The organism is Maribacter sp., from assembly GCF_039968975.1.
Classification (GTDB): domain Bacteria; phylum Bacteroidota; class Bacteroidia; order Flavobacteriales; family Flavobacteriaceae; genus Maribacter.
This window is the reverse complement of the sequence record NZ_JBDVOT010000235.1, coordinates 1-21,656: the sequence shown is the minus strand read 5'-3', so window position 1 is coordinate 21,656 and position 21,656 is coordinate 1. Positions and strand designations below refer to the sequence as shown.

The window sequence follows — 21,656 nt, the reverse complement described above, 5'->3', positions numbered from 1 at the left end:
AAAGTATATGCCTCCTTTTAAGTCTACCCATATATCATTAGGTCCGTTCAGTTTTTTATTTTCATAATTAGTTATTAAGGTGTCAACTTTACCATTTTTATCAATAAGCCATAACTCATTTTTTTCATCGGCTGCAGCCAGTAGATTTTCATTTTGGTCAAAGTACAAGCCGTTAGCTCTACCTGCGGGTTCTTTAAATACACTTAAAGAATTGTTAGTTGCATTCCACTTTATGATTTTATCGTTTGGCTGATCTGTAAAATAAACATTGCCTTGCTTATCAGAAGCAGGACCTTCTGTAAAACTGTATTCGTTAGAAATTTGAATCAGTTTTGCTTCACTTTGTATTATTGGTGGTTGCTGTGCTTTACAGCTATAAGCAAGTATTGTTAATGTAAATACACTAATAATTTTATAGAGGGTTTTCATTATGTTCGCTTATAAGTTCTTTAAATAATTCATATTATGTTGCATACTCTCAAAAGGCGTATGGGCATATTCTTCTTGTTCAATGTAAATATGTTCTACGCCAGAAAGTTCTTTTAGTTTAAGCATTAATTGTACATCAAGTACTCCTTTTCCAAATTCTGTGCTTACTTTTTCGTGCATGTCCATATCCTTTAAATGCCAGAGCGGGAATCTGCCGGGATATTTCTCAAAATAATGAAGTGGCGTTTTACCGGCAACTACTACCCAGCCCAAATCTAGCTCCATATGTACAAGGTCTTTTTCGGTATTATCCATAAGTACATCATAAAGTATTTCTCCATTTTCAGATTCAAATTCGTATTCATGATTGTGATAGCCAAATTTTAGACCTTTCTTTTTGCATGCTTCACCAGCTATATTAAATTGTTCTGCTACTTTCTTGTAGTTATCTACAGTTTGTCCTGTAGATGGCAATGATGAACATATTAGGTACTCTTGGCCAGAAGTAACGGCGTTTTCCATTGTTTGTTCAAACTTATCATCTAACTGTACATGTCCACTGGTTAATGACATTCCCAAAGCTTTGCATGTACTAGCCATTTCTTTAGGTGATAAACCGTAGTAGTAGCCTTTATTTGAACCCGCACTTTCTATCTCTTTAAAACCTAAACTTGCAATTTGCTCTAAAGTCTTAATAGGGTCTGCTAGCATTCCATCTCTAAAAGAATAAAGCTGTACGCCATAACCGGAGTTTTTGGTTGAGGCCAAACTAATTTTGGGCATAAGTAAGGTAGCGGCACTAAACAGTCCTGCTTTTTTTAAAAAGTGTCTTCGTGTTTTCATCGTTGTGTTGTTGTTAGTTGTTGTATTTAGAAAGGTGATTTTATTTTTAATGATTGTTTGATTGATGCAAAAGATTCTCTAATTTTTATGTTTAAATGTACGAAAACAAAACATGATTTTTAGCGAGGCAATCTGTGGTTGTGTACTTTTGTAAAAACACCATTTATGAATAGCAGAAAGGAACAATTAGAGGCTTTAGATAGATTGTTGACCATTATGGATGAGTTGCGAGAGCAATGCCCTTGGGATAAAAAACAGACCATGCAATCGTTAAGGCATTTAACTATTGAAGAAACGTATGAGTTAGGTGATGCTATTTTAGATAACAATCTCAATGAAGTTAAGATGGAATTGGGTGATGTATTGCTACACATTATCTTTTATGCTAAAATTGGCTCAGAAACCAATGATTTTGACATTGCAGATGTTGCCAATGCTATTTGCGACAAGTTAGTGAATAGGCATCCGCATATTTATGGCGATGTTAAGGTTATTGATGCTGAAGACGTAAAAAGAAACTGGGAACAGATTAAATTAAAAGAAGGCAAAAAGAGTGTTTTAGAAGGTGTACCTAGAAGTTTACCTGCTTTGGTAAAAGCAAATAGAATTCAAGATAAGGTGTCTGGTGTTGGTTTTGATTGGGAAGAACCACAACAAGTTTTTGAAAAAGTACAAGAAGAACTAGGAGAGTTACAAGTTGAAGTTGAAGCTGGAAATAAGGAGAAAATTGAAGCCGAATTTGGGGATGTTCTTTTTTCTATGATTAATTACGCAAGATTTTTGGGGGTAAATCCTGAAAACGCATTAGAGCGTACCAATAAGAAATTTATTAAACGCTTTCAGTATCTTGAAACTAAGGCAAAGGAAGTAGGAAAAGTTATGAGTGATATGTCTTTAGAAGAAATGGATGTATTTTGGAACGAGGCAAAAACTAAAGAGTAATTTTTATTGCTTTAGTTCTACATTCATGATTCTAGCCAAATCTCTATGCTTGATTGGCTTAATAAAATAATCTGATATTTCTGGAAATGTTTTTGCTTGGTCAACATCTTCTGCATTAATAGAAGATGTCAACATTACTATGTTAATTTTCTTATCAATTTTTGGTGCTATTGTTTGAAAATCTTTAATAAAATCAAAACCGTTTAAAATGGGCATATGAAGGTCAAGAAATATGATATCTGGTAATTTATCCAAAGATTCGTAATTGTCCTGTATGAATTTTAATGGTTGAACTGAATCAGGAAATTCGATAACTTTTGTTACAGATAACTGTTTAAGATAACGCTTCATTACATATTTAGATATATCGTCATCATCGATAATCCAAACCATTTGATTTTCGTTCATAATTAATGGTAATTAGGGGTGTTTGAATATATAACGATATGGTGAAGCATAATAGTATTTTTTTACTGTTTAGTTTAATCGATTAACCATCTTAGTTTTGAGTTTATAATGAATATTTAGATTGAAAATCATTTTAATTTAATGATATTCAATGCTTTGTGTTGAATTTGATGTCGGTTTTTTATATCATGTTAAAATTAATAAATTGTAAAGTATTGCTCTGTTTCAGTTCAATTTTCTTTAGTTTACTCATCTTTGTTATTTGTGTTTATTGTTAATTTTAACCATATTTTACAGAACATAAATCGTTCAATTAACGGTACCTTTGACAAAATTTTAGTTTAGGTTTTGTTTAAAAATTACACCAAAGAATTTCGTTATAATATTAAGCTCTCCGTTCCTGTAATATTGGGAATGTTAGGGCACACCTTTGTTCAATTGGCAGACAATATTATGGTGGGTCAATTAGGTACTGCAGAATTGGCTGCGGTGTCTTTAGGTAATAGTTTTGTTTTCATTGCCATGTCTTTAGGTATAGGGTTTTCAACCGCAATTACTCCATTGGTTGCAGAAGCAGATGGGGCGGGGCTTAAAGAGAATGCTAAAAGTGCTCTAAAACATGGGTTACTGCTATGCACCGTTTTAGGATTGACATTATTTGGTCTTATTTTATTGGCAAAACCTATTATGTATGCCATGAAACAGCCTATAGAGGTAGTTGAGTTGGCATTACCTTATTTAGATTTGGTAGCTTTTTCATTGGTGCCATTAATTATTTTTCAAGCTTTTAAGCAGTTTTCAGAAGGTTTGTCCCAAACCAAATACCCCATGTATGCTACCATAGTAGCCAATGTTATAAATATCATTTTAAACTATCTTTTAATTTTTGGAAGTTTCGGCTTTCCTGAAATGGGTATTGTAGGTGCCGCTATTGGTACTTTGGTATCTAGAATCTTTATGGTTATATACCTATGGTTCATTCTTAAAACCAAAGAGAAGTTTAAGTACTATGTAACCGGATTCAATTTTGCGAAAATTGAGAAAGCAGTAATGAAGAAAATTGTTGAATTAGGTTTTCCTTCTTCTTTACAAATGTTTTTTGAAGTCGGTATTTTCACGTCGGCAGTATGGCTAAGTGGCGTTTTAGGTAAGAATGCCCAAGCCGCCAACCAAATTGCATTGAATTTAAGCAGCATGACCTTTATGTTTGGTATGGGGCTTGGTGTTACTGCCATGATCAGAGTGGGAAACCAAAAAGGACTGGCTAATTTTAAAGAGTTAAGGCGTATTGCGCAATCTATATTTTTTCTGACTTTTTTATTAGAAATCCTTTTTGCGGCTTTGTTCTTAATAGGTAGACATTGGTTTCCGTCTTTATATTTAGATATCGAAGATATGACCAACTTTGCCGATAATACAGAAGTGCGGGTGATTGCCGCAGAATTATTATTGGTTGCTGCATTCTTTCAAATTTCTGACGGAGTACAGGTAGTAGTATTGGGTGCTTTACGTGGTTTGCAAGATGTTAAAATACCAACCTTGATTACATTTATATCATATTGGCTTATAGGTTTTCCCGTTAGTTATTATTTATGTCTGCATACAGATTTAAAAAGTACGGGAATCTGGATCGGTTTGCTTACAGGACTAACGGCATCAGCTATTATGTTGTATATTCGATTTAATTATTTAACTAAAAAACTAATTGCCGCATAAAGGTGTTTTGACCAGTATCGGTAGAATTTTTTTCAACTTATAGATTACAATTTTTATGGAATTTCCAAAATTTTTATTGGGTGATAATACAGATTATCCTACTGCAATATTTGTAGTGCATACAGAGTTTCCAAGATTTATTATTAATCTTGAAGATGATGAAGTGGAATGGCTAGAAGAGTTTTCCAAAGAAGATGAAAAGGAATTAGAAGATGAGGCGGAAAACTTGATAAAAGCAGCTACTGCTTTTTATGATCGTGAAGTGTCTAGATACGAAGATTAACTATTATGCTTGAAGAGCTATTACAGGTAGATAAAGACTTTTTTTTATACCTAAACGGACTAGGAACCTCGCAATGGGATAATTTCTTTCAGTTTGTATCTAATAAATTCAGTGCTATACCGCTGTATCTATTTTTACTTATTGTTTCCTTTCAAAAATATGGAGGTAAAAAGACATTGGTACTCTTAGTTTCTGTTGCTTTGTTGATAACGGTTACAGATCAACTGGGTAATTTTTTTAAGTATGGTGTTGCTAGACTAAGACCTTGTCATGACCCAGAAGTTGAACCTTACATGAGATTGGTAAAGAGTTATTGTGGTGGTAAGTTCGGTTATTTTTCTGCTCATGCATCAAACTCTTTTGCCCTGGCTGTTTTTTTTGGTAGTATTTTAAAATCGAAAATTAAATATATAGGCATCTTTTTAGTTCTTTGGGCGGCATTGGTTGCATATAGCAGGGTTTACATTGGTGTGCACTTTCCACTTGATATCATTACTGGTGCCGTTATTGGCTCGTTATTCGGCTGGTTGTTTGTAAAGTTATTTATATTTGCACTTCGCAAATTCTCCCTATGATATCTAATCTAAGGTACTGGTTTTTAATAGTCTTAATTTTCTTGGTATATGTTGCAGGTATGTTTGTAACGTTATTTGAAAATGATTCTGCACAGTTTTCTGTAATGGCCATGAGAATGGTGCAAGAAAATGATTTTTTTAGTCTTTTTAAAGGACCAGAAGAGTATTTGGATAAGCCTCACATGCATTATTGGTTGGCAGCGTTGTCTTATAAAATATTCGGTATTCATGATTGGTCTTATCGCATACCTGGAATACTAGCTACATTATTGGCTGCTTATAGTTGTTATGGCCTGGGTAGTTTGCTTTATAACAAGAATGTTGGTAAGCTTTCAGCCTTAATTTTTATGACCGCACAAACTATTGTATTGGGTGCAATAGACGTTCGTACAGATGCAGTATTAACGGGTTTCAGCATTTTAGCCATCTGGCAACTTGCTAAGTATATTGAACAGGGTAGCGTTTCTGCTATAGTAATAGGTGCTTTTGCAGCTGGTATAGCATTTTCTACAAAGGGACAGATAGCTCTTTTAGTTATAGGACTACCTATTTTATGCCACTTATTTTATACCGGTAAATGGAAAGCATTTATAAGTTGGAAAGTGTTATTGGCACTTGTGGTATTTGCAATAACAATTACACCAATGTTGTATGCCTATTACTTGCAATTTGATTTACATCCTGAAAAAGTAATACGGGGTAAGGACCACCGAAGTGGTATATTCTTTATCTTTTGGGAACAAAGCTTTGAACGACTTAGTGGTGAAGGTATTGGTAAGAATAGTAGCGATTACTTTTTCTTTTTTCATACATTTTTATGGGTATTTCTACCTTGGACCATTTTAGGAATTACTGCATTCTATAATAAGATAAAGTTATTTATAAATCAGAAATTCAAGTTTAAAGATGGGTCAGAATTCTTAACCGTGGGAGGTATCACCTTAATATTTATCATCATTAGTTTTGCCCAGTTTAAATTACCGCATTACTTGAATATAACTATTCCGCTATTTGCAGTGATAACGGCAGCATATATCTACAATTTATATACTACAGAAAAATCAAAAACGGTTAAATACTTAATGAATGGACAATACTTTGTTCTAAGTATTGTATTTATTGCTTCAGCCTTAATATGCTTTTACGTATTCAAATTAAGAAGTGTTGTAGCCTTTGTTTGCTTGATTATCGCGGCTATTATCATCATATATTATGCGTTGAAAAGAGAAGGTGTGTATATGAAATTGGTGACAATTTCTGTTTGTGCATCATTACTGTTGAATGCTGTTTTAAACTTGCATTTTTATCCTAATTTATTAGATTATCAAGGTGGGTCTTCAATGTCAAAAGTTATTGCGGAGAAAGATATTCCGGTTGATCGTATTTACAAAGTAGGTAGTGATCATACTTGGTCTTTAGATTTCTACAATCAGTATCCTGTTCAAATTACGACATCTGAGGTCTTAAAAGGTAAGAATGATGTTTGGGTATATGTCAACGATTATGAGATGAAGATGTTAGAGGAAAAGGGTTTTGATTGGGATGCTCAACTTTCAGTAGATCAATTTAGAATTACACGTTTGCAAGGCAAGTTTTTAAACCCGAATACACGTAAGAAGGTTACTCGTAAAATGTACCTGTTGCATATTTACTAATAAATTATGCTGAAGTATTTGCAGATGTAGCTGCTAATTCTAATTTAATTTTCTTGAAATGGTACAACACACCTATTAAGGAAACTAAGGCTGTAATTAAAAAGAAGAGTACACTTACCCCGACCGAAATATTTTGGTCTAACTCTAAAAATTTTGCTCCATAGTAGAAGGTAACTTCACGACTTCCTATTCCCCCCAAGGTTAAAGGAACCACGGCTACAATAGACGATATTAAGAAAATAATGAGATATGAAATCTGATTTGTATCGATATTCAAAGCCAATAGTATAAACCAGATACTTACCAACTGTGCCAATTGCACCAATGCAGATAAGGCTGTAGATTTCCAGAAAATTGGTAATACATAGCTAAAGAATTTCTTGTTCAATAACCAAAAGACCAATACTGATAGGGGTATGGCTGCAATAAACAACCAACGATAACCATTTAATAGTTCCAAATCAATAAAAGCGATTAGTGTACATGCGTAAATGAATAATAGCAATAAACCACCTAATCGATCTAAAACCAAAACACTTACCATTCTTTTGGTTTTAACATTAAAGGTTTTCTTTAAGATATAACCTTTGTAAGCATCGCCACCAATACCACCAGGTAAAAACAGGTTGTAGAACATACCTAATAGATACAACTTAAAATTGCTTTTATGAGTAAGCATAATATTAAGTTGATGAAAATATAAATTAAGGCGTATAGCCCCAATAAATTTAGAAAGTATAAAGAATATAGTAGCAAAGATTAAGTAAATGGGATTACTCTTAAGCAGTATCTCTTTAATCTCACTAACATTTATCTTCGTGAAAATAAAATAAATTAAAACGGTACTGATCAGTACTTTTAATCCGGTGGTTACTTTCTTATTTAACTTCGCCACCTACACTTACTTTTTTAATGCGGTACGGTCGTTTGTTCTGAGATTCATAATAAGTACGTATTAATAATTCCATTACAATACCTATTGTAAATAATTGAATACCTGCAAAAATGAACATCATACCAACTGTCAATAAAGGTCTTGTGCCAATGTCCTCACCAAAACCGAACTTAACGATCATTAGGTATATGTTGATAAAAACACCTACAAGGATCATTAATGAGCCGGAAATTCCGAATAGGTGAATTGGGCGTTGAAAGTATTTACGAATAAAAAGCAAGAGCATCATATCTGCCACAACTTTAAAAACACGTTCTAATCCGTATTTTGAAACCCCTGCATGACGAGCGTGGTGCTTAACAGGTACCTGTTTTATTTGCCCGCCCTCTAAAAATGCCAATAGGGTAATAAACCTGTGCATTTCTCCGTACAGATTTAAGTCTTTGGCAATATCTTTTGTAAATACCTTTAAGGCACAACCATTGTCCTTAATATCTAATTTTGTAACACGGCGCACCAAAAAGTTAGCAATTTTAGATGGTATTTTTTTAACCAGTGAATCTTTTCGTTTTTGACGAATACCAGTTACTACATCATACTCACCACTAACGGCATAGGTCAACATTTGTGGAATATCAGACGGGTCGTTCTGTAAATCGCCATCCATGGTAATAATATATTCGCCTTCGGCATAATCAAAACCTGCAGCCAAGGCTAAACTCTGACCGTAATTTTTCTTCAACTCAATTAAGTGGACCTTTTCATCCTTTAGGTCTTTAACAACATTTTTAGTCTTGTCCTTAGAAAAATCATCTATATAAATGATTTGATAGTCATATCCTACCAAACTTTCGTGGATTTTTTGTGTCAAAAGAGTCACATTATCTTCCTCGTTATATAAAGGGACAACGACCGAAAGAAGGGAAGTGGTAACTGGTTGCATTGAGTTGTTTTTTAAATCGATGCAAAGTTATGTTTTTTATCCTTAAGATAATGTACGTGAACGTTAGTAACATCTTAAAGTGTCTACTGCTATTTTATAGCTTTTAATAGCTTTTCTACAGCTAAAAAAGGAGAGATATTGCCGCTGACAACTTCCTTTTTTAATAATGGTAGCATTTCTTTGGTCTTTGGATGATGGTAGAATTCAGATAATAGTTCTTGCTCTAAATATTGAATCAGCCAATTTTCATTTTGCTGTTGCCTGTTTTCATTGAAGTATCCAGAAGCTTTCATGTTTTTACAATAGGTGTCAATTAATTGCCAAACATCACCTAAACCCTTATTTTCTAAAGCAGAGCACGTTAAGACTTTTGGTACCCAGCCATTTTCTTTGGGCGGAAACATATGTAGTGCCCTTGCAAATTCCATCTTGGCAAGATTAGTACGTTGAATATTATCACCGTCTGCCTTTGTTATAACAATAGCATCGGCCATTTCTATTATGCCTCTCTTTATGCCTTGTAATTCATCGCCCGCACCAGCTAATTTTAACAATAGAAAGAAATCTACCATATCGTGAACGGCTGTTTCGCTTTGTCCAACCCCAATAGTTTCTATTAAAATACAGTTGAAACCTGCGGCTTCCAGTATTACAATGCTCTCTCTTGTTTTACGTGTTACTCCACCTAATGAAGATCCAGATGCAGATGGTCTTATGTATGCATTTGGGTTTTTGACCAATTCTTCCATCCTGGTCTTATCACCCAATATACTACCCTTTGTTCTACTGCTAGAAGGGTCCACGGTTAATACGGCAACCTTTTTGCCCAGGTCTGTAAGCATACCTCCAAATTGTTCTATGAATGTGCTTTTACCTGCACCAGGTACTCCTGTAATACCAATTCTAATAGACTCGTGTTTCTTTGAAATACAACCGGCAATAATCTCGTTTGCAATAATACGATGCTCTGATTTTGTGCTTTCTACTATGGTAATGGCCTTACTTACAATAGCAACATTATTGGCATAAATACCTTTAAGAAATTCTGATGTAGTAAGATTGGCTAAGCTCATTGTAATTGCTTCAATTTAATAAAGGCTTTACAGACTCTATTTGCAAATAGAAACCATAATGTGGTAACACCTTGCTATTTTAGCTTTGATCTCTAATATCAAATTTAAAGATAGATATGTTATTATAGATATCACCCGGTCTTAAAACACTTTTAGGAAAATCTGGTTGATTAGGTGCATCTGGATAATTCTGGGTTTCAAAACAAATACCTGGAAAATCAGCGGGAGTGTATACTACCAAAGCTGGTTGATTGGTATATACTTTCATGTTTATGCCAGAAGTTTTTGAATGTATTTCTGCTACTTTCTCATTGCCAATATCTTTTACAAAAATGGTATCGAATCTTTGCAATCCTATTTTTTTAGGTAATAAAAAATCGAACTCCGTTTTTCTAACAGGTATAATATCTCCCGTTGGTAGTAGGTTTTCTTTGGTTTCTAACCTGTACGGGCAGTTTAATTGTAGGTTATATTCGTCTATGTACGGACTATCATCTAATTTAAAATAAGCATGATTGGTAAGGTTGATGACGGTGCTTCTATCCGTTACTCCCTCATAAATGACCTGTAGAGCATTATTCATTAACTTATAAGTAACGCTAACGCTTAAATTCCCAGGGTATCCTTCCTCTAAATGTTTACTTGTATAGCTAAGTTTTACAAACGGTTTATCACTGTTATCTACCTCATCTATGGTCCAATATTTTTGATGGAATCCTTCTTTACCTCCATGTAGATGTACCCCGTCTTCATGATGTAAATGATACCTTTCCCTATCTAGAACAAACCCGCCTTCAGAAATTCTTCCTGCATAACGCCCTATACTAGCGCCTAAGGCATTGTCATCTAGTCTATATCTGCTAGGGTGGTTGTAACCAACTACGACATTGGTATATTCACCATCTGCACCTTTTACAAGTAATTTTTGAATGGTAGCGCCATAATCAAGCACCATGAGTGTTAAATAGGCATTGGAAATTGTAACTTGTTTCAAAGGGAATATTTAATAGTGTTGTGTAAAAATAAAAATTTTTGCAACATTCTAATTTTTATGTCGTCCTTATTATAACAACAATCTAAAACCAATCAATTTAATCGATGTTTCAAAGCAATGTCGTAGAGAAATGCAAAGCAAACGACCGGGCTGCCCAGTTGCAGTTGTACAGGAAGTATTGCGATGGTATGTACGTTGTTGCCATGCGATTTGTGAAAAATGCGGATGACGCTGAAGATGTCTTACAAGAATCGTTCATCAAAGCATTTGAAAAGATTCATCAATTTAAAGGTGATGTGACTTTTGGAGCGTGGTTAAAACGAATTGTGGTAAACAAGAGTATAGATTTTTTAAAATCTAAAAAAGACAAAGAGGTTTCTTTAGATGATAGTTATATGCAAGTGGTTGCAGAAGATGATAATTGGAATGTACCATTAACTATAAGTGTAGAGCAGGTAAGATGTGCCATTAACGAATTACAGGATAAATATAAATACGTAGTACTAATGTTTTTAGTAGAAGGGTATGATCATCAGGAAATTGCAGAGGTATTAGAGATTTCTGCCTCTGCGTGTAGAACCAGGTTGTCTAGAGGTAAGGGGCATTTAAAAGAATTATTAAAAGGAAAAAAATATGGAACAGGATCTTAGGGAAATGTTCAAAAAGGATAGGGAAAAGCAAAAACATACCATTAGAACCGGTCATGAAGAGCGCTTTTTGAAAAAACTTGAAGTATCAATGCCGGCAGAACATAAACCTTTAAAAGGTTGGTTAAAGGTTGCGGCATCAGTAGCGGTAATTATAAGTTTGGGCTTAGGTTTTTTATTCTTTATTAATGAAGGCAATACTACAACAGTGGTTGATGCTACACCTGCAGAGGAACAGAAATCTGAATTTACTTTCGGTGATCTTTCACCAGATTTAAAAAAGGTGGAGAATTATTACGTTGCCAATATTAATATGGAATTGGCAAAACTAGAAGTATCACCAGATACCAAAGAGTTGATAGATAGTTTTATGGAGCAGCTCAATAATTTAAACTTAGAATACAAGACGTTAAATACCGAGCTAAAAGAATTAGGTCCTAATGATCAAACCATTACAGCCCTGATAGAGAATTTACAATTACGATTACAATTATTACAGAAATTAAAAAGAAAGTTAAACGAATTAAAATTATCAAAAAATGAACAGATCATTGACAACAGTATCTAAGCAACTCATCATTGCATTAGGTCTATTAACTTCTACGTCATTTTTGGCGCAGGAAGAAAGTAAAACATTTCAAGAACGATTTATTGTGGCAGAAGATGCCGTTGTAAACATCAATACCAGCTATGCAGATATTGAATTTGAAACGTGGGATAAGGATGAGGTGGCCATTTCGGCCACCATCACCCTAGAAGGAGCTACTAAAGAAGAAGCTGAAAACTATTTTCAAAATAGCCCCATTGAAATATTAGGGAATAGTAAAGAAATCAAGATTTCTTCGAAATCTAAGAATAACGACTTCTTTGCTAGTTTTGATTCTGATCAAATAATTGATCATGGCGGTATGCGTATAGAGGTGCCGGAAATTGCGTCTTTTGTAGTTAGTATACCAGAAATAGCCCCGTTTCCTGAAATGCCACCATTGCCACAAACAGAAGCCTTTATTTTTGATTATGAGGTATATCAAAAAGATGGTGATAAATACATGAAGAAATGGCAAAAGAATTTTGAAAAGAGTTTTGATAAAAAACATCAAAAGCGATTAGAAGAATGGGCTGAGCGTATGGAAGAGTATGCAATTAAAGGAAAAAAAACAATTGAGAACCTAAATGAAGAGCGAGCTCAATTAGTAGAGAAGAAAACCGAATTACTTGAAAAACGTCACGAAGAATTACAGCAAAGACTTGAAGAACGTGAAGAAAAACGCGCTCACGCAGAGAAGGGAAGAGAAGAACTACAATCTTTTATTAGTACTTCTAGAGTAAATGGAGCAGATGTGCCTAACGTATTTTACTTTTCAAATGAAGGGGAGCAAAAGAATTTTAAGATTAAAAAGACCATTAAGATTAGCCTACCTAAGTCTACCAGAATAAAAATGGATGTACGTCATGGTGAGGTTAAACTAGCTGAAAATACCAAAAACTTGAATGCGAACCTTTCGCATTCAAGCCTTTGGGCAGTTACCATAGACGGGGAAGAAACTACTATTTCTGCATCGTACACACCTGTAAGTGTTCAAAAATGGAACTACGGGCAATTGAGTACCTCATATTCAGAAGAAATTTCATTGTCAGAAGTGGTTCAATTACAATTACAGGCAACTTCATCTGATGTAACCATAAACAAATTGTTTAAGAATGCTTTTATAAAGAATGCTTTTGGCGCTGTACAGGTTCTTGAATTGGGGAACGATTTTAATGAGTTGGATATTAGCGTAAAAAATGGCGAGTTGAATGTTGCCGTACCTAAAATAGCTACTAATATTTATGTAAAAGGCAATTCATCTACGTTGAAGCTACCCACAGGCTTACAAATGGTAGAAACAAAAAATGGAAACACAACCATTCATAAAGGGCATCACTTGAAGGCTAATAGTAATCGTTCTATAGTAATAACATCAGATTATAGTGAAGTAGTGCTACAGTAGTTATTTGATCAATTGTAATGTTCCAAAAACATTGGCGTCTATCCACCCCATGTTTTTATTTTCTCCTGCTACAAATACAGAACCTATTAAGTTCTCACGCTCTTCACTACTATCATTATCTGCATAGGCAAGGGCAAAACCAATTTTCTTATTTTCTTTAAGCATAACCGGTTTTATGCTAGGTTCATCATTATATGCGCCAGGGTAAACCTTAACAAACATTTCCCAATAGGTTGTATTACCTTCTCTTAAATGTTTAGAGGTAATATGATCATTATATAAAGTTGGCTTTTCGTCAACACCAATATCTACAACATTACCATCTAGGGCTACATGGTAGGTAAATGCATTATGATTAAACCTGTGCTGACCACCAGAATTATCTTCATCTACGTAAACAATAACGCAGTCATCGTTCCACCAAAGGGTTAAAGGATTTTTTGTTTTATCTAAAATGGTATCATCAACAATTTCTAATAAAATATAGAGTCCGTCTTCGTTCCAAGCAATTTTGTATCTACCGTTATAATCATCATGATTAAAAGGTCCGCCAATCCAATTTTGGTCAATAGGCTTCCAATCAAGTAGATTCCAATAGTTTTCTATGGCTCTGCCATCTAGGGTAGGCGAATCATTAATATAAGAGACTGGTGTTACTTGAGAATTTTTCTTGTTACTTACTTCTTTACATGACATAATGCCCAAAAGAAGTAAAAGATAAATAGTCCATTTCATAATAAAGAGTTGACTTCTATGATGTAAACACACTATTTTCTTAATTATTGTAAGATAATTAGTACTTTAATTCATAGGTGAGATAATATACTATTACTCTAACCGGACAATTATTATATGACGCAAGAGACTTGGTATTCATTGAATTCAACAAAAAATAATAAAAGCGCCCCAAAAAGGGCGCTTATCTATTGAAATTTCTTGGGAGATCTTTTAATGGGCACTCTTCTTCAGATAATCTCCAAAGTTTGCTTTAAATCTATTTAATCTCGGTATAGATACATTTCTTATATATGAGTTGTTGGGATTGTTTTTTTCATAATCTTGATGATATGACTCTGCTTTGTAAAATACAGTATAAGGTACAACTTCTGTGGTAATTGGGTCGTTATCATACACTTTATTATCAGTAAGTGCCTGCATATAGCTTTCTATGATTTTCTTTTGCTCATCAGTTTTATAAAAAGCAATAGATCGGTATTGTCTTCCACGATCTGGTCCTTGTCTATTTAATTGTGTAGGGTCATGAGAACCAAAGAATACTTGAACCAACTGGGTAAATGATATTTCATTTGGATCATAATATACCTCTACAGCCTCTGCATGGTCTGTTTTTCCATAACCAACTTCTTCATATGTTGGGTTCTTTTGTTCGCCACCGGCGTAACCTGAGACTACTTCTTTAACTCCTTTAACACTTTCAAAAATAGCTTCAACACACCAAAAACATCCGCTGGCAAAATACGCAGTTTCATATTTACTTAATTGTTGAGGACTCAATTTTACTTCTTCCTCTATTTCTTCATATTCGGTTTCGGTCATTTCTGAGTTTTCGGAAATGGTATTTTTCTTGACTTTAGATTGGCAACTAGTGGCAATTAGGGTTGCACAGGCCAATAAAGTGATTTGTAATAATTTCATAACAATTTTCTTTTAGCAATTTGTAGGTAATTTACAAAGACCTTACGAGGAAAACGGTTAAAAAATGTTAACGACATAAAAGGAAATTATATTTTTGAGAAATGAACACACTACTAGAAGCTCTTGAGTCTTACTCGGCAGAAACGATATGCATATTAGACTCCGCTATTTCTGCAAGTGCATATGTAACTTTAGATATTTCTAAGTCCAACAAAGATTTAATAAATCTGGATATTACAGATTACACCGTTTGTCAAGCGTATATAGATAACGTACTTAAAGGTAAACAAGGTGTTATTGCCTACGGCGGATATTTAGAGCAGAGAAACTTATATAGTGATAAGAAAGGTTTTACATCTGATGCACAACCAATAAGAAATATTCATTTAGGTATGGATTTCTGGCACGCTGCAGATACTAAAGTAATGGTACCTATAGACGGAAGCGTGCATAGCTTTAAAAATAATACCACCATTGGTGATTATGGACCAACTATTATTTTAGAACATGTTTTAAATGGTATTACCTTCTATACGTTATACGGACACCTAACCTTAGAATCATTAGAAGGATTATATGTAGGTAAGGACTTTAAAGCAGGGGAAGTGCTTGCAACGTTGGGTACACCGGATATCAATGTAAACTACGCTCCACATCTCCATTTTCAAATAATTAAAGATTTAGAAGGTAATGAAGGTGATTACCCAGGAGTGTGTGCAAAAGCAAGATTATCTTTTTACAAAGAAAATTGCCCCGATCCAAATGTGTTATTAAAGTTATTGTAAAGTGAAAAGTAGTAAGTACGAAGTCTTAAGTTGGAAATATTGAAAATAGAAAATAGAAAATAGAAAATAGAGTAAAGAGAATAGACTTGTTTGAAGTGCCAGGTACAAAGTATTAAGTACGAAGTAAAAAGTGGAATAAAGAAAATAACGTATGCATTAAAACAAATTACAGAGCAATTGCTAACGAAATATCTTAGTACTTAATACTAAAAAACGCCAAGCGTTAAAGCCAACAGCCAACAGCCAATATCTGATTTTGAACTTGATTTTTGAGTTTGAACTTGCGCTGGATTTTTCGTTTCTCGGTTAACGACATCATTTATCGGTAAGGTGAATTTGGGGTATATGTCGTTTATCGAAGAGATTTTACACTTAAACTGAACTTGTGTCAAGTAACGAGAATTAGGCGTTTTTCAGCGATCTATCACCTAGTAAAACAAGGTCTACGGCGTTCTATTATTGTATCAAACGTAAGTCATGAAAACAATAATAGTAACAATCTTTATCATCTTTTTAAGCTTCACGGCACAAGCTCAAAACAATGCAGCAGATGTAAAAGTTGAAACTATTGAAATGAGTATTGTTACTGAAACTACATTTGAAGTAAACGAAAGCACTGCAACAGAAGTAGCTAGATTATACAAATTCAAAAACTCAAGAATTAAAAGAGATTTGAATTTTTTAACGAAAGCTAACAAATCTAAAATGGCTTAGTTTATATATTTCTAGCAACCAATATCAATTCTCTTATTTCTAAGTTCTCAATTGTTATTTTTAAAATCACCTCTTGTAGTCTTCTTATTTACAATAATTAAAATATTGTAAGAAAAAGCTTATTAACTCGATAAAATGCACAAATAGGGTATCTTACAGAAGAATATTTTGTAGGAAAACGGACTACAAAAATTGGTAATACATCGAAAAGTATTCTTTTCATCGTGAAAACGATACCCTTTATCGAATTCAAAATACGTTTACTAACGAGTAGGTGGTTATCTATACACCAAATTTACCTACTTTATTATGCGTACAATTATTTTTTTATTCCTTGTTATCTGTTTGGGAACCAAGTCCCAAGCACAATCGAAGTCACCAGACGCGAAAGTACAGACCATTGTTATGCCCATGGCAGATGTAACAATTAAGTCTGATGTAAACACTCCCGGTTTCCAAACAGCTGCAAGGTTTTTCAAAGTCAAAAATGCAAGGGTTAAACGTGCCTTACTTTTTAAGACAAGGGTAAGAACTGTTTCTTTAGCTTAGTTTAATTCTTCTTCAAGTTTTTCGGTTACCTCTGTTCCCCCTTGAGGTAATACGATAGTTTTTAAAACATCCCAAACATTTTCGGTAACTATCTTCTGTCCTTCTGCAGTAGGGTGAATACCATCTTCTAAGTTCAAGTCAGGAATACCAGCAACACCTTCCAATAAAAACGGAATCAATTCTATATCATTACTTTTTGCCAATGCAGGATACATCATTTTAAACTGCGAAGCATAATCTGCACCCATATTTGGTGGTATTTGCATACCTGCTAAAATAATTTTTGTTTCTGGGTTTTTATCTTTGACCATATCGATCATCGATTGCAAGTTATTCATTGATTCCGTTATAGGTATTCCTCTCAATCCGTCATTTGCACCTAATTCCAAAACAAAAATATCTACTGGCTGATTTAAAACCCAATCCAAACGATTTAACCCTCCAGAGGTAGTTTCTCCACTTAATCCAGAATTGATCACCTTGTAATCTAACCCTAAAGAATCTAATCTTAATTGAATTCTATTAGGGAATCCTTCTTTGGTATCTAAACCATAGGCAGCAGTAAGACTGTTTCCGTAGAATAAAATAACTTTATCATCTGTTGAAATTGCTTCTTCAGTACTGCTTACAGCTTCGGTTTGTATTTCAGTTTGTTTTTTTTCTGGTGTTTCTCCACATCCAACGAATATCAACGCCAATAAAAAATAACGAAACTTTAATACTTTCAACATAGTCTTAACTTATTAGATTCCAAATCATTTGTTTATTTTGTTGTCTTGTACCAAAATGATTTATGACAAAGATATTAAACGTACGTAATCTAAAGAAAACGTATACCAGCGGATCTAAGAATTTGACAGTTATTGATGATATTTCTTTTTTTATTGAAGAAGGCGACACTTTTGCTATCGTTGGTCCGTCAGGAAGTGGAAAAACAACACTGTTAGGCCTTTGCGCGGGATTAGATGAAATCAACGACGGAGTAATAGAACTTTGCGGTGAAGATTTGAGTAGTTTAAACGAAGATCAACGTGCTTTACTCCGAAATGAAAAAGTAGGATTTATTTTTCAAGACTTTCAACTACTGCCCACATTAACGGCCTTAGAAAATGTTAGTGTACCCTTAGAGTTACAGGGTGCAACCAATGCTTCTAAAGATGCAATGGAACTTTTAGACAAGGTAGGTTTAGGTAATCGTCATGACCATTATCCGTCTCAACTATCTGGTGGAGAACAACAGCGGGTTGCCTTGGCACGGGCATTTTCAAATAAACCCTCTATTCTTTTTGCCGATGAGCCTACGGGTAATTTAGATGAAGAAACTGGAGAAAAGGTCATTAAGCTTTTGTTTGACCTGAATAAAGAAATGGGAACTACTTTGGTTATTGTCACCCATGATTTAGAATTGGCAAAGCTGAACAAACTTGTATTGCGACTTAAAGGTGGTAAAATAGTAATTAACGAAACCACGGCAATATCTTGAGTACAACACACAGAACATCAAAAGCATCATTTAACTGGTTGTTGAAAATGGCTTGGCGTGATGGTAAGGCAAGTGGCAAGCGCTTGTTACTTTTCATGGCTTCTATTATTCTAGGTATAGCTGCAGTTGTTTCTATTCAATCTTTTAGCGATAATCTGAAAGACAATATTGGTTTACAGTCAAAAGCACTTATGGGTGCAGATTTTCTAATTGATAGTAATCAACCTGCAAATGATAGGGTAGCGGCATTGATGGATTCTTTAGGAGGGTATAATGCACGAGAAGTCAATTTTGCCTCAATGGCTGCTTTCCCTAAAAGTCTAACTACAAAATTAGTGCAGGTACGTGCCGTTGAAGGAGCTTTTCCTTTTTATGGAGCATTAGAAACTGAACCTGCCACAGCGGCACAGGAATACTTGGAAAAAGGTGGGGCATTAGTTGATGCTACGGCAATGCTTCAATACAATTTAAAACCTGGCGATAGTGTAAAACTTGGTAACATTACTTTCCCTATTGTTGGGTCCTTGATTACCGCTCCTGGTAGCACAGGTATTGGTGCCACTGCAGCGCCACCTATAATTGTGCCTTTTCGCTTTATGGAAGATAGCGGGCTCTTACAGCGTGGTAGTCGTCTAAAGTATAATTATTACTTCAACAATGATAAGGCAGATTTAGAAACCCTAAGTAAAGATGTTGACCCGTTATTAGATGCTGAGAATGCTGATATGGATACCCATACCGATACTAGTGAACGCTTAGGTCGTAGATATGATAACGTAGGTCGTTTTCTGAATTTAGTTGCATTTATAGCGCTGCTCTTAGGGTGCGTTGGTATTGCCAGCTCTGTTCATATTTATATTAAAGAGAAATTGAAAGCGGTTGCGGTACTTAAATGTTTGGGAGCAACCAGAATACAGACATTCTTAATTTACTTGATTCAGATTGCTGGCATGGGCTTGTTGGGCGGACTCATAGGTACTATTATAGGATTGTTGTTACAACAGACTTTTCCGCTTATACTACAAGAGTTTTTACCATTTCAAGTAGAGATATCTACCTCATTTCAAGCCATATTCGTTGGGTTGTTACTAGGTGTTTGTATGTCTGTATTATTTGCTTTGTCTCCGCTAATACATACATGGTTCGTATCTCCTTTACAGGTATTACGCGTGCAAGAAGATACTGGTAAAAAGGCAAGACCTTATCAAATTTGGGTAATCTTTGCCATAGTGCTCTTTATACTTTTATTCGCATTTTGGCTATTGGGTAGGTGGGAGTTCGCATTGGGCTTTGTAGCAGGGATTTTGGTCACATTTTCCATTTTAGCGGGTGTGTCGATTATCTTCATGCGATTGATAAAAAGGTACTTTCCAAAATCTTGGAGTTTTGCCGCTAGGCAGAGTTTGTTGAATTTATTCAGACCCAATAACCAGACAGTGGTATTGATTTTAGCTATTGGTATTGGTACATTTTTGATTAGTACGTTATACTTTACAAAAGATTTTCTCCTCGCCAAAACCTCGTTCGAAGCTAGTGCCGAGAGTCCGAATTTGATATTATTTGATGTGCAGACAGATCAGCGTGATGCCGTGGCTAATACCATAACACCCAAAGGGCTTCCTGTAATAGATAACATACCCATTGTTACCATGCGTTTGGAACGTATAAAGGATAGGAATGTAAATGATATTCGATTAGATACTACCACCCGAGTAAACAAGTGGATTTTAAACCATGAGTTTAGAACAACGTATAGAGATTCTATGATCGGTTCAGAGAAACTATTGGAAGGGGAGTGGATACCTACCGTAGACCCTAATGTAAAAGTAATTCCTATTTCTTTGTCAGATAATGTTGCCAATGACGCTTTGGTAACTTTAGGCGATACATTACTTTTTAATGTTCAAGGAAAATTGATGACTACTGTAGTAGGTAATATTCGTCAAGTAGATTGGGCACGCATGCAGCTTAATTTCTCTATTGTATTTCCAAAGAGCGTGTTAGAGAATGCACCTCAATTTCATGTAGTAACTACCAATGCCCCAGATAAAAAATCATCAGCTGATTTGCAGAGAGAATTGGTGAAGAAATTCCCCAATGTATCCATCATAGATTTAAGACAGGTAGTAACCTTGGTCGAAGATATTCTAGATAAAATCTCATGGGTCATATCTTTCATGGCGTTCTTTAGTATTCTAACAGGAATCATTGTCTTGATAGGCTCTGTCCGTAATAGTAAGTATCAACGTATTCGCGAAAGTGTATTGTTAAGAACACTTGGCGCCCAGAGTAAACAGATATTGAAAATTAATGCCCTAGAATACTTATTCTTAGGTGTTTTAGGAAGCGGAGTAGGAGTATTGCTCTCTTTGTTAAGTAGTTTTTTACTGGCTTATTTTATTTTTGATACTCCATTTATACCATCTTGGGTGCCATTTTTGGTGGTGTTGCCGGGTATAACATTATTGGTCTTAGCTATCGGATTAATGAACAGTAGGGGGGTATTGAATAGTCCGCCATTACAGGTGCTTCGGAAAGAAGGATGATGCCCTTTAAGTATTCGGTTATTTATTTTTTGAAGTAGGTTTACCCATATAAATATAAAGTCTGTCATTTGTATTGGGATCAAGGAATCGAAACAGTTTTGTTCGTATTGTTGGAAGTTGAAAGTCATTTTTATCATAAACCTCTAATAAAAGCGATGCGTAATCTGAACGCGAAAAGCTTTGTTTTTTAGTAGTTATTTCAGATACTCGCTGATTGAATAGAATGCTTTTTGGTTGTGCTTTATTTCTATAATGTATCAATGGTACTGTTTTCATAATTTTAGCGAGTTCATAATTATAATGTTTAGAATTTATTTTTAAAGTATCTCCTAGAGCAAGATCGCTCACTACTTCATAAGTACTATCCTGGCTTATTTTGTTTAGAACTTTCACGTAATTTTCGTAAGTGCCATCAGCAGTAACATTTTTAGTAGTTAATTCTTCTTCAAAATTTTCTAGTATGCTTAAAAGCGAAGCGTGATACGTAGGGTATTCTTTTTTAATGGCGTCATTAATAGCTTCATCGTAT

Annotated in this window: 24 protein-coding genes; 13 read left to right on the top strand and 11 right to left on the bottom strand. The window is 34.6% G+C overall.

Annotation, left to right across the window (positions count from 1 at the left end):
* Nucleotides 1–429 (bottom strand): SMP-30/gluconolactonase/LRE family protein (locus ABJI11_RS16270; RefSeq protein ID WP_348354554.1); only part of this gene is annotated, 429 nt, incomplete at its 3' end.
* 9 nt (nucleotides 430–438) lie between these two features.
* Nucleotides 439–1,272, bottom strand: coding sequence for a sugar phosphate isomerase/epimerase (locus tag ABJI11_RS16265; RefSeq protein WP_348354551.1), 834 nt, complete (start codon nucleotides 1,270–1,272; stop codon nucleotides 439–441).
* Nucleotides 1,273–1,437: 165 nt separating this feature from the next.
* Here ABJI11_RS16265 and mazG point away from each other — a divergent pair, with 165 nt between their 5' ends.
* The gene (gene mazG / locus ABJI11_RS16260; RefSeq protein WP_348354548.1) at nucleotides 1,438–2,214 is read left to right on the top strand and encodes a nucleoside triphosphate pyrophosphohydrolase; all 777 of its coding nucleotides are present in this window, start codon (nucleotides 1,438–1,440) and stop codon (nucleotides 2,212–2,214) included.
* A gap of 3 nt (nucleotides 2,215–2,217) precedes the next feature.
* On the opposite strand, the gene ABJI11_RS16255 is transcribed toward mazG, so the two are convergent.
* Complete coding sequence (locus tag ABJI11_RS16255; RefSeq protein ID WP_348354545.1) at nucleotides 2,218–2,622, bottom strand: response regulator; 405 nt, start codon at nucleotides 2,620–2,622, stop codon at nucleotides 2,218–2,220.
* A gap of 348 nt (nucleotides 2,623–2,970) precedes the next feature.
* On the opposite strand from ABJI11_RS16255, the gene ABJI11_RS16250 reads away from it, so the two are divergent.
* From ABJI11_RS16250 to ABJI11_RS16235, 4 genes are read left to right on the top strand one after another with little or no spacing between them, the layout of a single operon-like run.
* On the top strand, nucleotides 2,971–4,338 hold the full coding sequence (locus ABJI11_RS16250; RefSeq protein ID WP_348354542.1) for an MATE family efflux transporter: 1,368 nt from the start codon (nucleotides 2,971–2,973) through the stop codon (nucleotides 4,336–4,338).
* Nucleotides 4,339–4,393: 55 nt separating this feature from the next.
* Nucleotides 4,394–4,621 (top strand): hypothetical protein, encoded by a 228-nt coding sequence (locus tag ABJI11_RS16245; protein ID WP_276492362.1) that lies wholly within the window; start codon nucleotides 4,394–4,396, stop codon nucleotides 4,619–4,621.
* A gap of 5 nt (nucleotides 4,622–4,626) precedes the next feature.
* Nucleotides 4,627–5,196, top strand: a complete 570-nt coding sequence (locus ABJI11_RS16240; RefSeq protein ID WP_348354539.1) for a phosphatase PAP2 family protein — start codon at nucleotides 4,627–4,629, stop codon at nucleotides 5,194–5,196.
* The gene (locus ABJI11_RS16235; protein ID WP_348354536.1) at nucleotides 5,193–6,851 is read left to right on the top strand and encodes a glycosyltransferase family 39 protein; all 1,659 of its coding nucleotides are present in this window, start codon (nucleotides 5,193–5,195) and stop codon (nucleotides 6,849–6,851) included. Before ABJI11_RS16240 ends, ABJI11_RS16235 begins: the two co-directional genes overlap by 4 nt.
* Before the next feature lie 4 nt (nucleotides 6,852–6,855).
* On the opposite strand, the gene ABJI11_RS16230 is transcribed toward ABJI11_RS16235, so the two are convergent.
* The 4 genes from ABJI11_RS16230 to ABJI11_RS16215 all read right to left on the bottom strand — a co-directional run bounded on the left by ABJI11_RS16230 (nucleotide 6,856) and on the right by ABJI11_RS16215 (nucleotide 10,756).
* The gene (locus ABJI11_RS16230) at nucleotides 6,856–7,746 is read right to left on the bottom strand and encodes a lysylphosphatidylglycerol synthase transmembrane domain-containing protein (RefSeq protein ID WP_348354533.1); all 891 of its coding nucleotides are present in this window, start codon (nucleotides 7,744–7,746) and stop codon (nucleotides 6,856–6,858) included.
* Nucleotides 7,730–8,689 carry a glycosyltransferase family 2 protein gene (locus ABJI11_RS16225; protein WP_348354531.1) on the bottom strand — a complete coding sequence of 320 codons (960 nt, stop codon included), beginning with the start codon at nucleotides 8,687–8,689 and terminating at the stop codon, nucleotides 7,730–7,732. The genes ABJI11_RS16230 and ABJI11_RS16225 overlap by 17 nt, the downstream gene beginning before the upstream one ends.
* An 89-nt stretch (nucleotides 8,690–8,778) precedes the next feature.
* Nucleotides 8,779–9,762, bottom strand: coding sequence for a methylmalonyl Co-A mutase-associated GTPase MeaB (gene meaB / locus ABJI11_RS16220; protein ID WP_348354528.1), 984 nt, complete (start codon nucleotides 9,760–9,762; stop codon nucleotides 8,779–8,781).
* A gap of 79 nt (nucleotides 9,763–9,841) precedes the next feature.
* On the bottom strand, nucleotides 9,842–10,756 hold the full coding sequence (locus tag ABJI11_RS16215) for an aldose epimerase family protein (protein WP_348354526.1): 915 nt from the start codon (nucleotides 10,754–10,756) through the stop codon (nucleotides 9,842–9,844).
* A 104-nt stretch (nucleotides 10,757–10,860) separates the two neighbouring features.
* On the opposite strand from ABJI11_RS16215, the gene ABJI11_RS16210 reads away from it, so the two are divergent.
* From ABJI11_RS16210 to ABJI11_RS16200, 3 genes are read left to right on the top strand one after another with little or no spacing between them, the layout of a single operon-like run.
* A complete protein-coding gene (locus ABJI11_RS16210) occupies nucleotides 10,861–11,406 on the top strand; it encodes an RNA polymerase sigma factor (RefSeq protein WP_348354523.1) in 546 nt (181 codons plus the stop codon).
* Nucleotides 11,390–11,971, top strand: a complete 582-nt coding sequence (locus ABJI11_RS16205; protein ID WP_348354520.1) for a hypothetical protein — start codon at nucleotides 11,390–11,392, stop codon at nucleotides 11,969–11,971. The genes ABJI11_RS16210 and ABJI11_RS16205 overlap by 17 nt, the downstream gene beginning before the upstream one ends.
* The gene (locus ABJI11_RS16200) at nucleotides 11,943–13,394 is read left to right on the top strand and encodes a hypothetical protein (RefSeq protein ID WP_348354517.1); all 1,452 of its coding nucleotides are present in this window, start codon (nucleotides 11,943–11,945) and stop codon (nucleotides 13,392–13,394) included. The genes ABJI11_RS16205 and ABJI11_RS16200 overlap by 29 nt, the downstream gene beginning before the upstream one ends.
* On the opposite strand, the gene ABJI11_RS16195 is transcribed toward ABJI11_RS16200, so the two are convergent.
* Both ABJI11_RS16195 and msrA read right to left on the bottom strand, forming a co-directional pair.
* On the bottom strand, nucleotides 13,395–14,129 hold the full coding sequence (locus ABJI11_RS16195) for a sugar-binding protein (RefSeq protein WP_348354515.1): 735 nt from the start codon (nucleotides 14,127–14,129) through the stop codon (nucleotides 13,395–13,397).
* A gap of 213 nt (nucleotides 14,130–14,342) precedes the next feature.
* Nucleotides 14,343–15,050 carry a peptide-methionine (S)-S-oxide reductase MsrA gene (gene msrA, locus ABJI11_RS16190; protein WP_348354512.1) on the bottom strand — a complete coding sequence of 236 codons (708 nt, stop codon included), beginning with the start codon at nucleotides 15,048–15,050 and terminating at the stop codon, nucleotides 14,343–14,345.
* 101 nt (nucleotides 15,051–15,151) lie between these two features.
* Here msrA and ABJI11_RS16185 point away from each other — a divergent pair, with 101 nt between their 5' ends.
* The 3 genes from ABJI11_RS16185 to ABJI11_RS16175 all read left to right on the top strand — a co-directional run bounded on the left by ABJI11_RS16185 (nucleotide 15,152) and on the right by ABJI11_RS16175 (nucleotide 17,098).
* Complete coding sequence (locus ABJI11_RS16185) at nucleotides 15,152–15,835, top strand: peptidoglycan DD-metalloendopeptidase family protein (RefSeq protein WP_348354509.1); 684 nt, start codon at nucleotides 15,152–15,154, stop codon at nucleotides 15,833–15,835.
* A 477-nt stretch (nucleotides 15,836–16,312) separates the two neighbouring features.
* The gene (locus tag ABJI11_RS16180; RefSeq protein ID WP_348354506.1) at nucleotides 16,313–16,549 is read left to right on the top strand and encodes a hypothetical protein; all 237 of its coding nucleotides are present in this window, start codon (nucleotides 16,313–16,315) and stop codon (nucleotides 16,547–16,549) included.
* 309 nt (nucleotides 16,550–16,858) lie between these two features.
* Nucleotides 16,859–17,098 (top strand): hypothetical protein, encoded by a 240-nt coding sequence (locus ABJI11_RS16175; RefSeq protein ID WP_348354503.1) that lies wholly within the window; start codon nucleotides 16,859–16,861, stop codon nucleotides 17,096–17,098.
* Here the strand turns inward: ABJI11_RS16175 and ABJI11_RS16170 are convergent.
* Entirely contained in the window at nucleotides 17,095–17,829 is a 735-nt protein-coding gene (locus tag ABJI11_RS16170) for an arylesterase (RefSeq protein WP_348354500.1), read from the bottom strand. The two genes, ABJI11_RS16175 and ABJI11_RS16170, sit on opposite strands and share 4 nt — an antisense overlap.
* Before the next feature lie 62 nt (nucleotides 17,830–17,891).
* Between ABJI11_RS16170 and ABJI11_RS16165 the strand changes: the two genes are divergently transcribed.
* A complete protein-coding gene (locus ABJI11_RS16165; protein WP_348354497.1) occupies nucleotides 17,892–18,581 on the top strand; it encodes an ABC transporter ATP-binding protein in 690 nt (229 codons plus the stop codon).
* A 47-nt stretch (nucleotides 18,582–18,628) separates the two neighbouring features.
* The gene (locus tag ABJI11_RS16160) at nucleotides 18,629–21,127 is read left to right on the top strand and encodes an FtsX-like permease family protein (RefSeq protein ID WP_348354557.1); all 2,499 of its coding nucleotides are present in this window, start codon (nucleotides 18,629–18,631) and stop codon (nucleotides 21,125–21,127) included.
* Nucleotides 21,128–21,145: 18 nt separating this feature from the next.
* On the opposite strand, the gene ABJI11_RS16155 is transcribed toward ABJI11_RS16160, so the two are convergent.
* The coding region (locus ABJI11_RS16155; RefSeq protein ID WP_348354494.1) for a hypothetical protein at nucleotides 21,146–21,656 on the bottom strand (511 nt) is incomplete at its 5' end.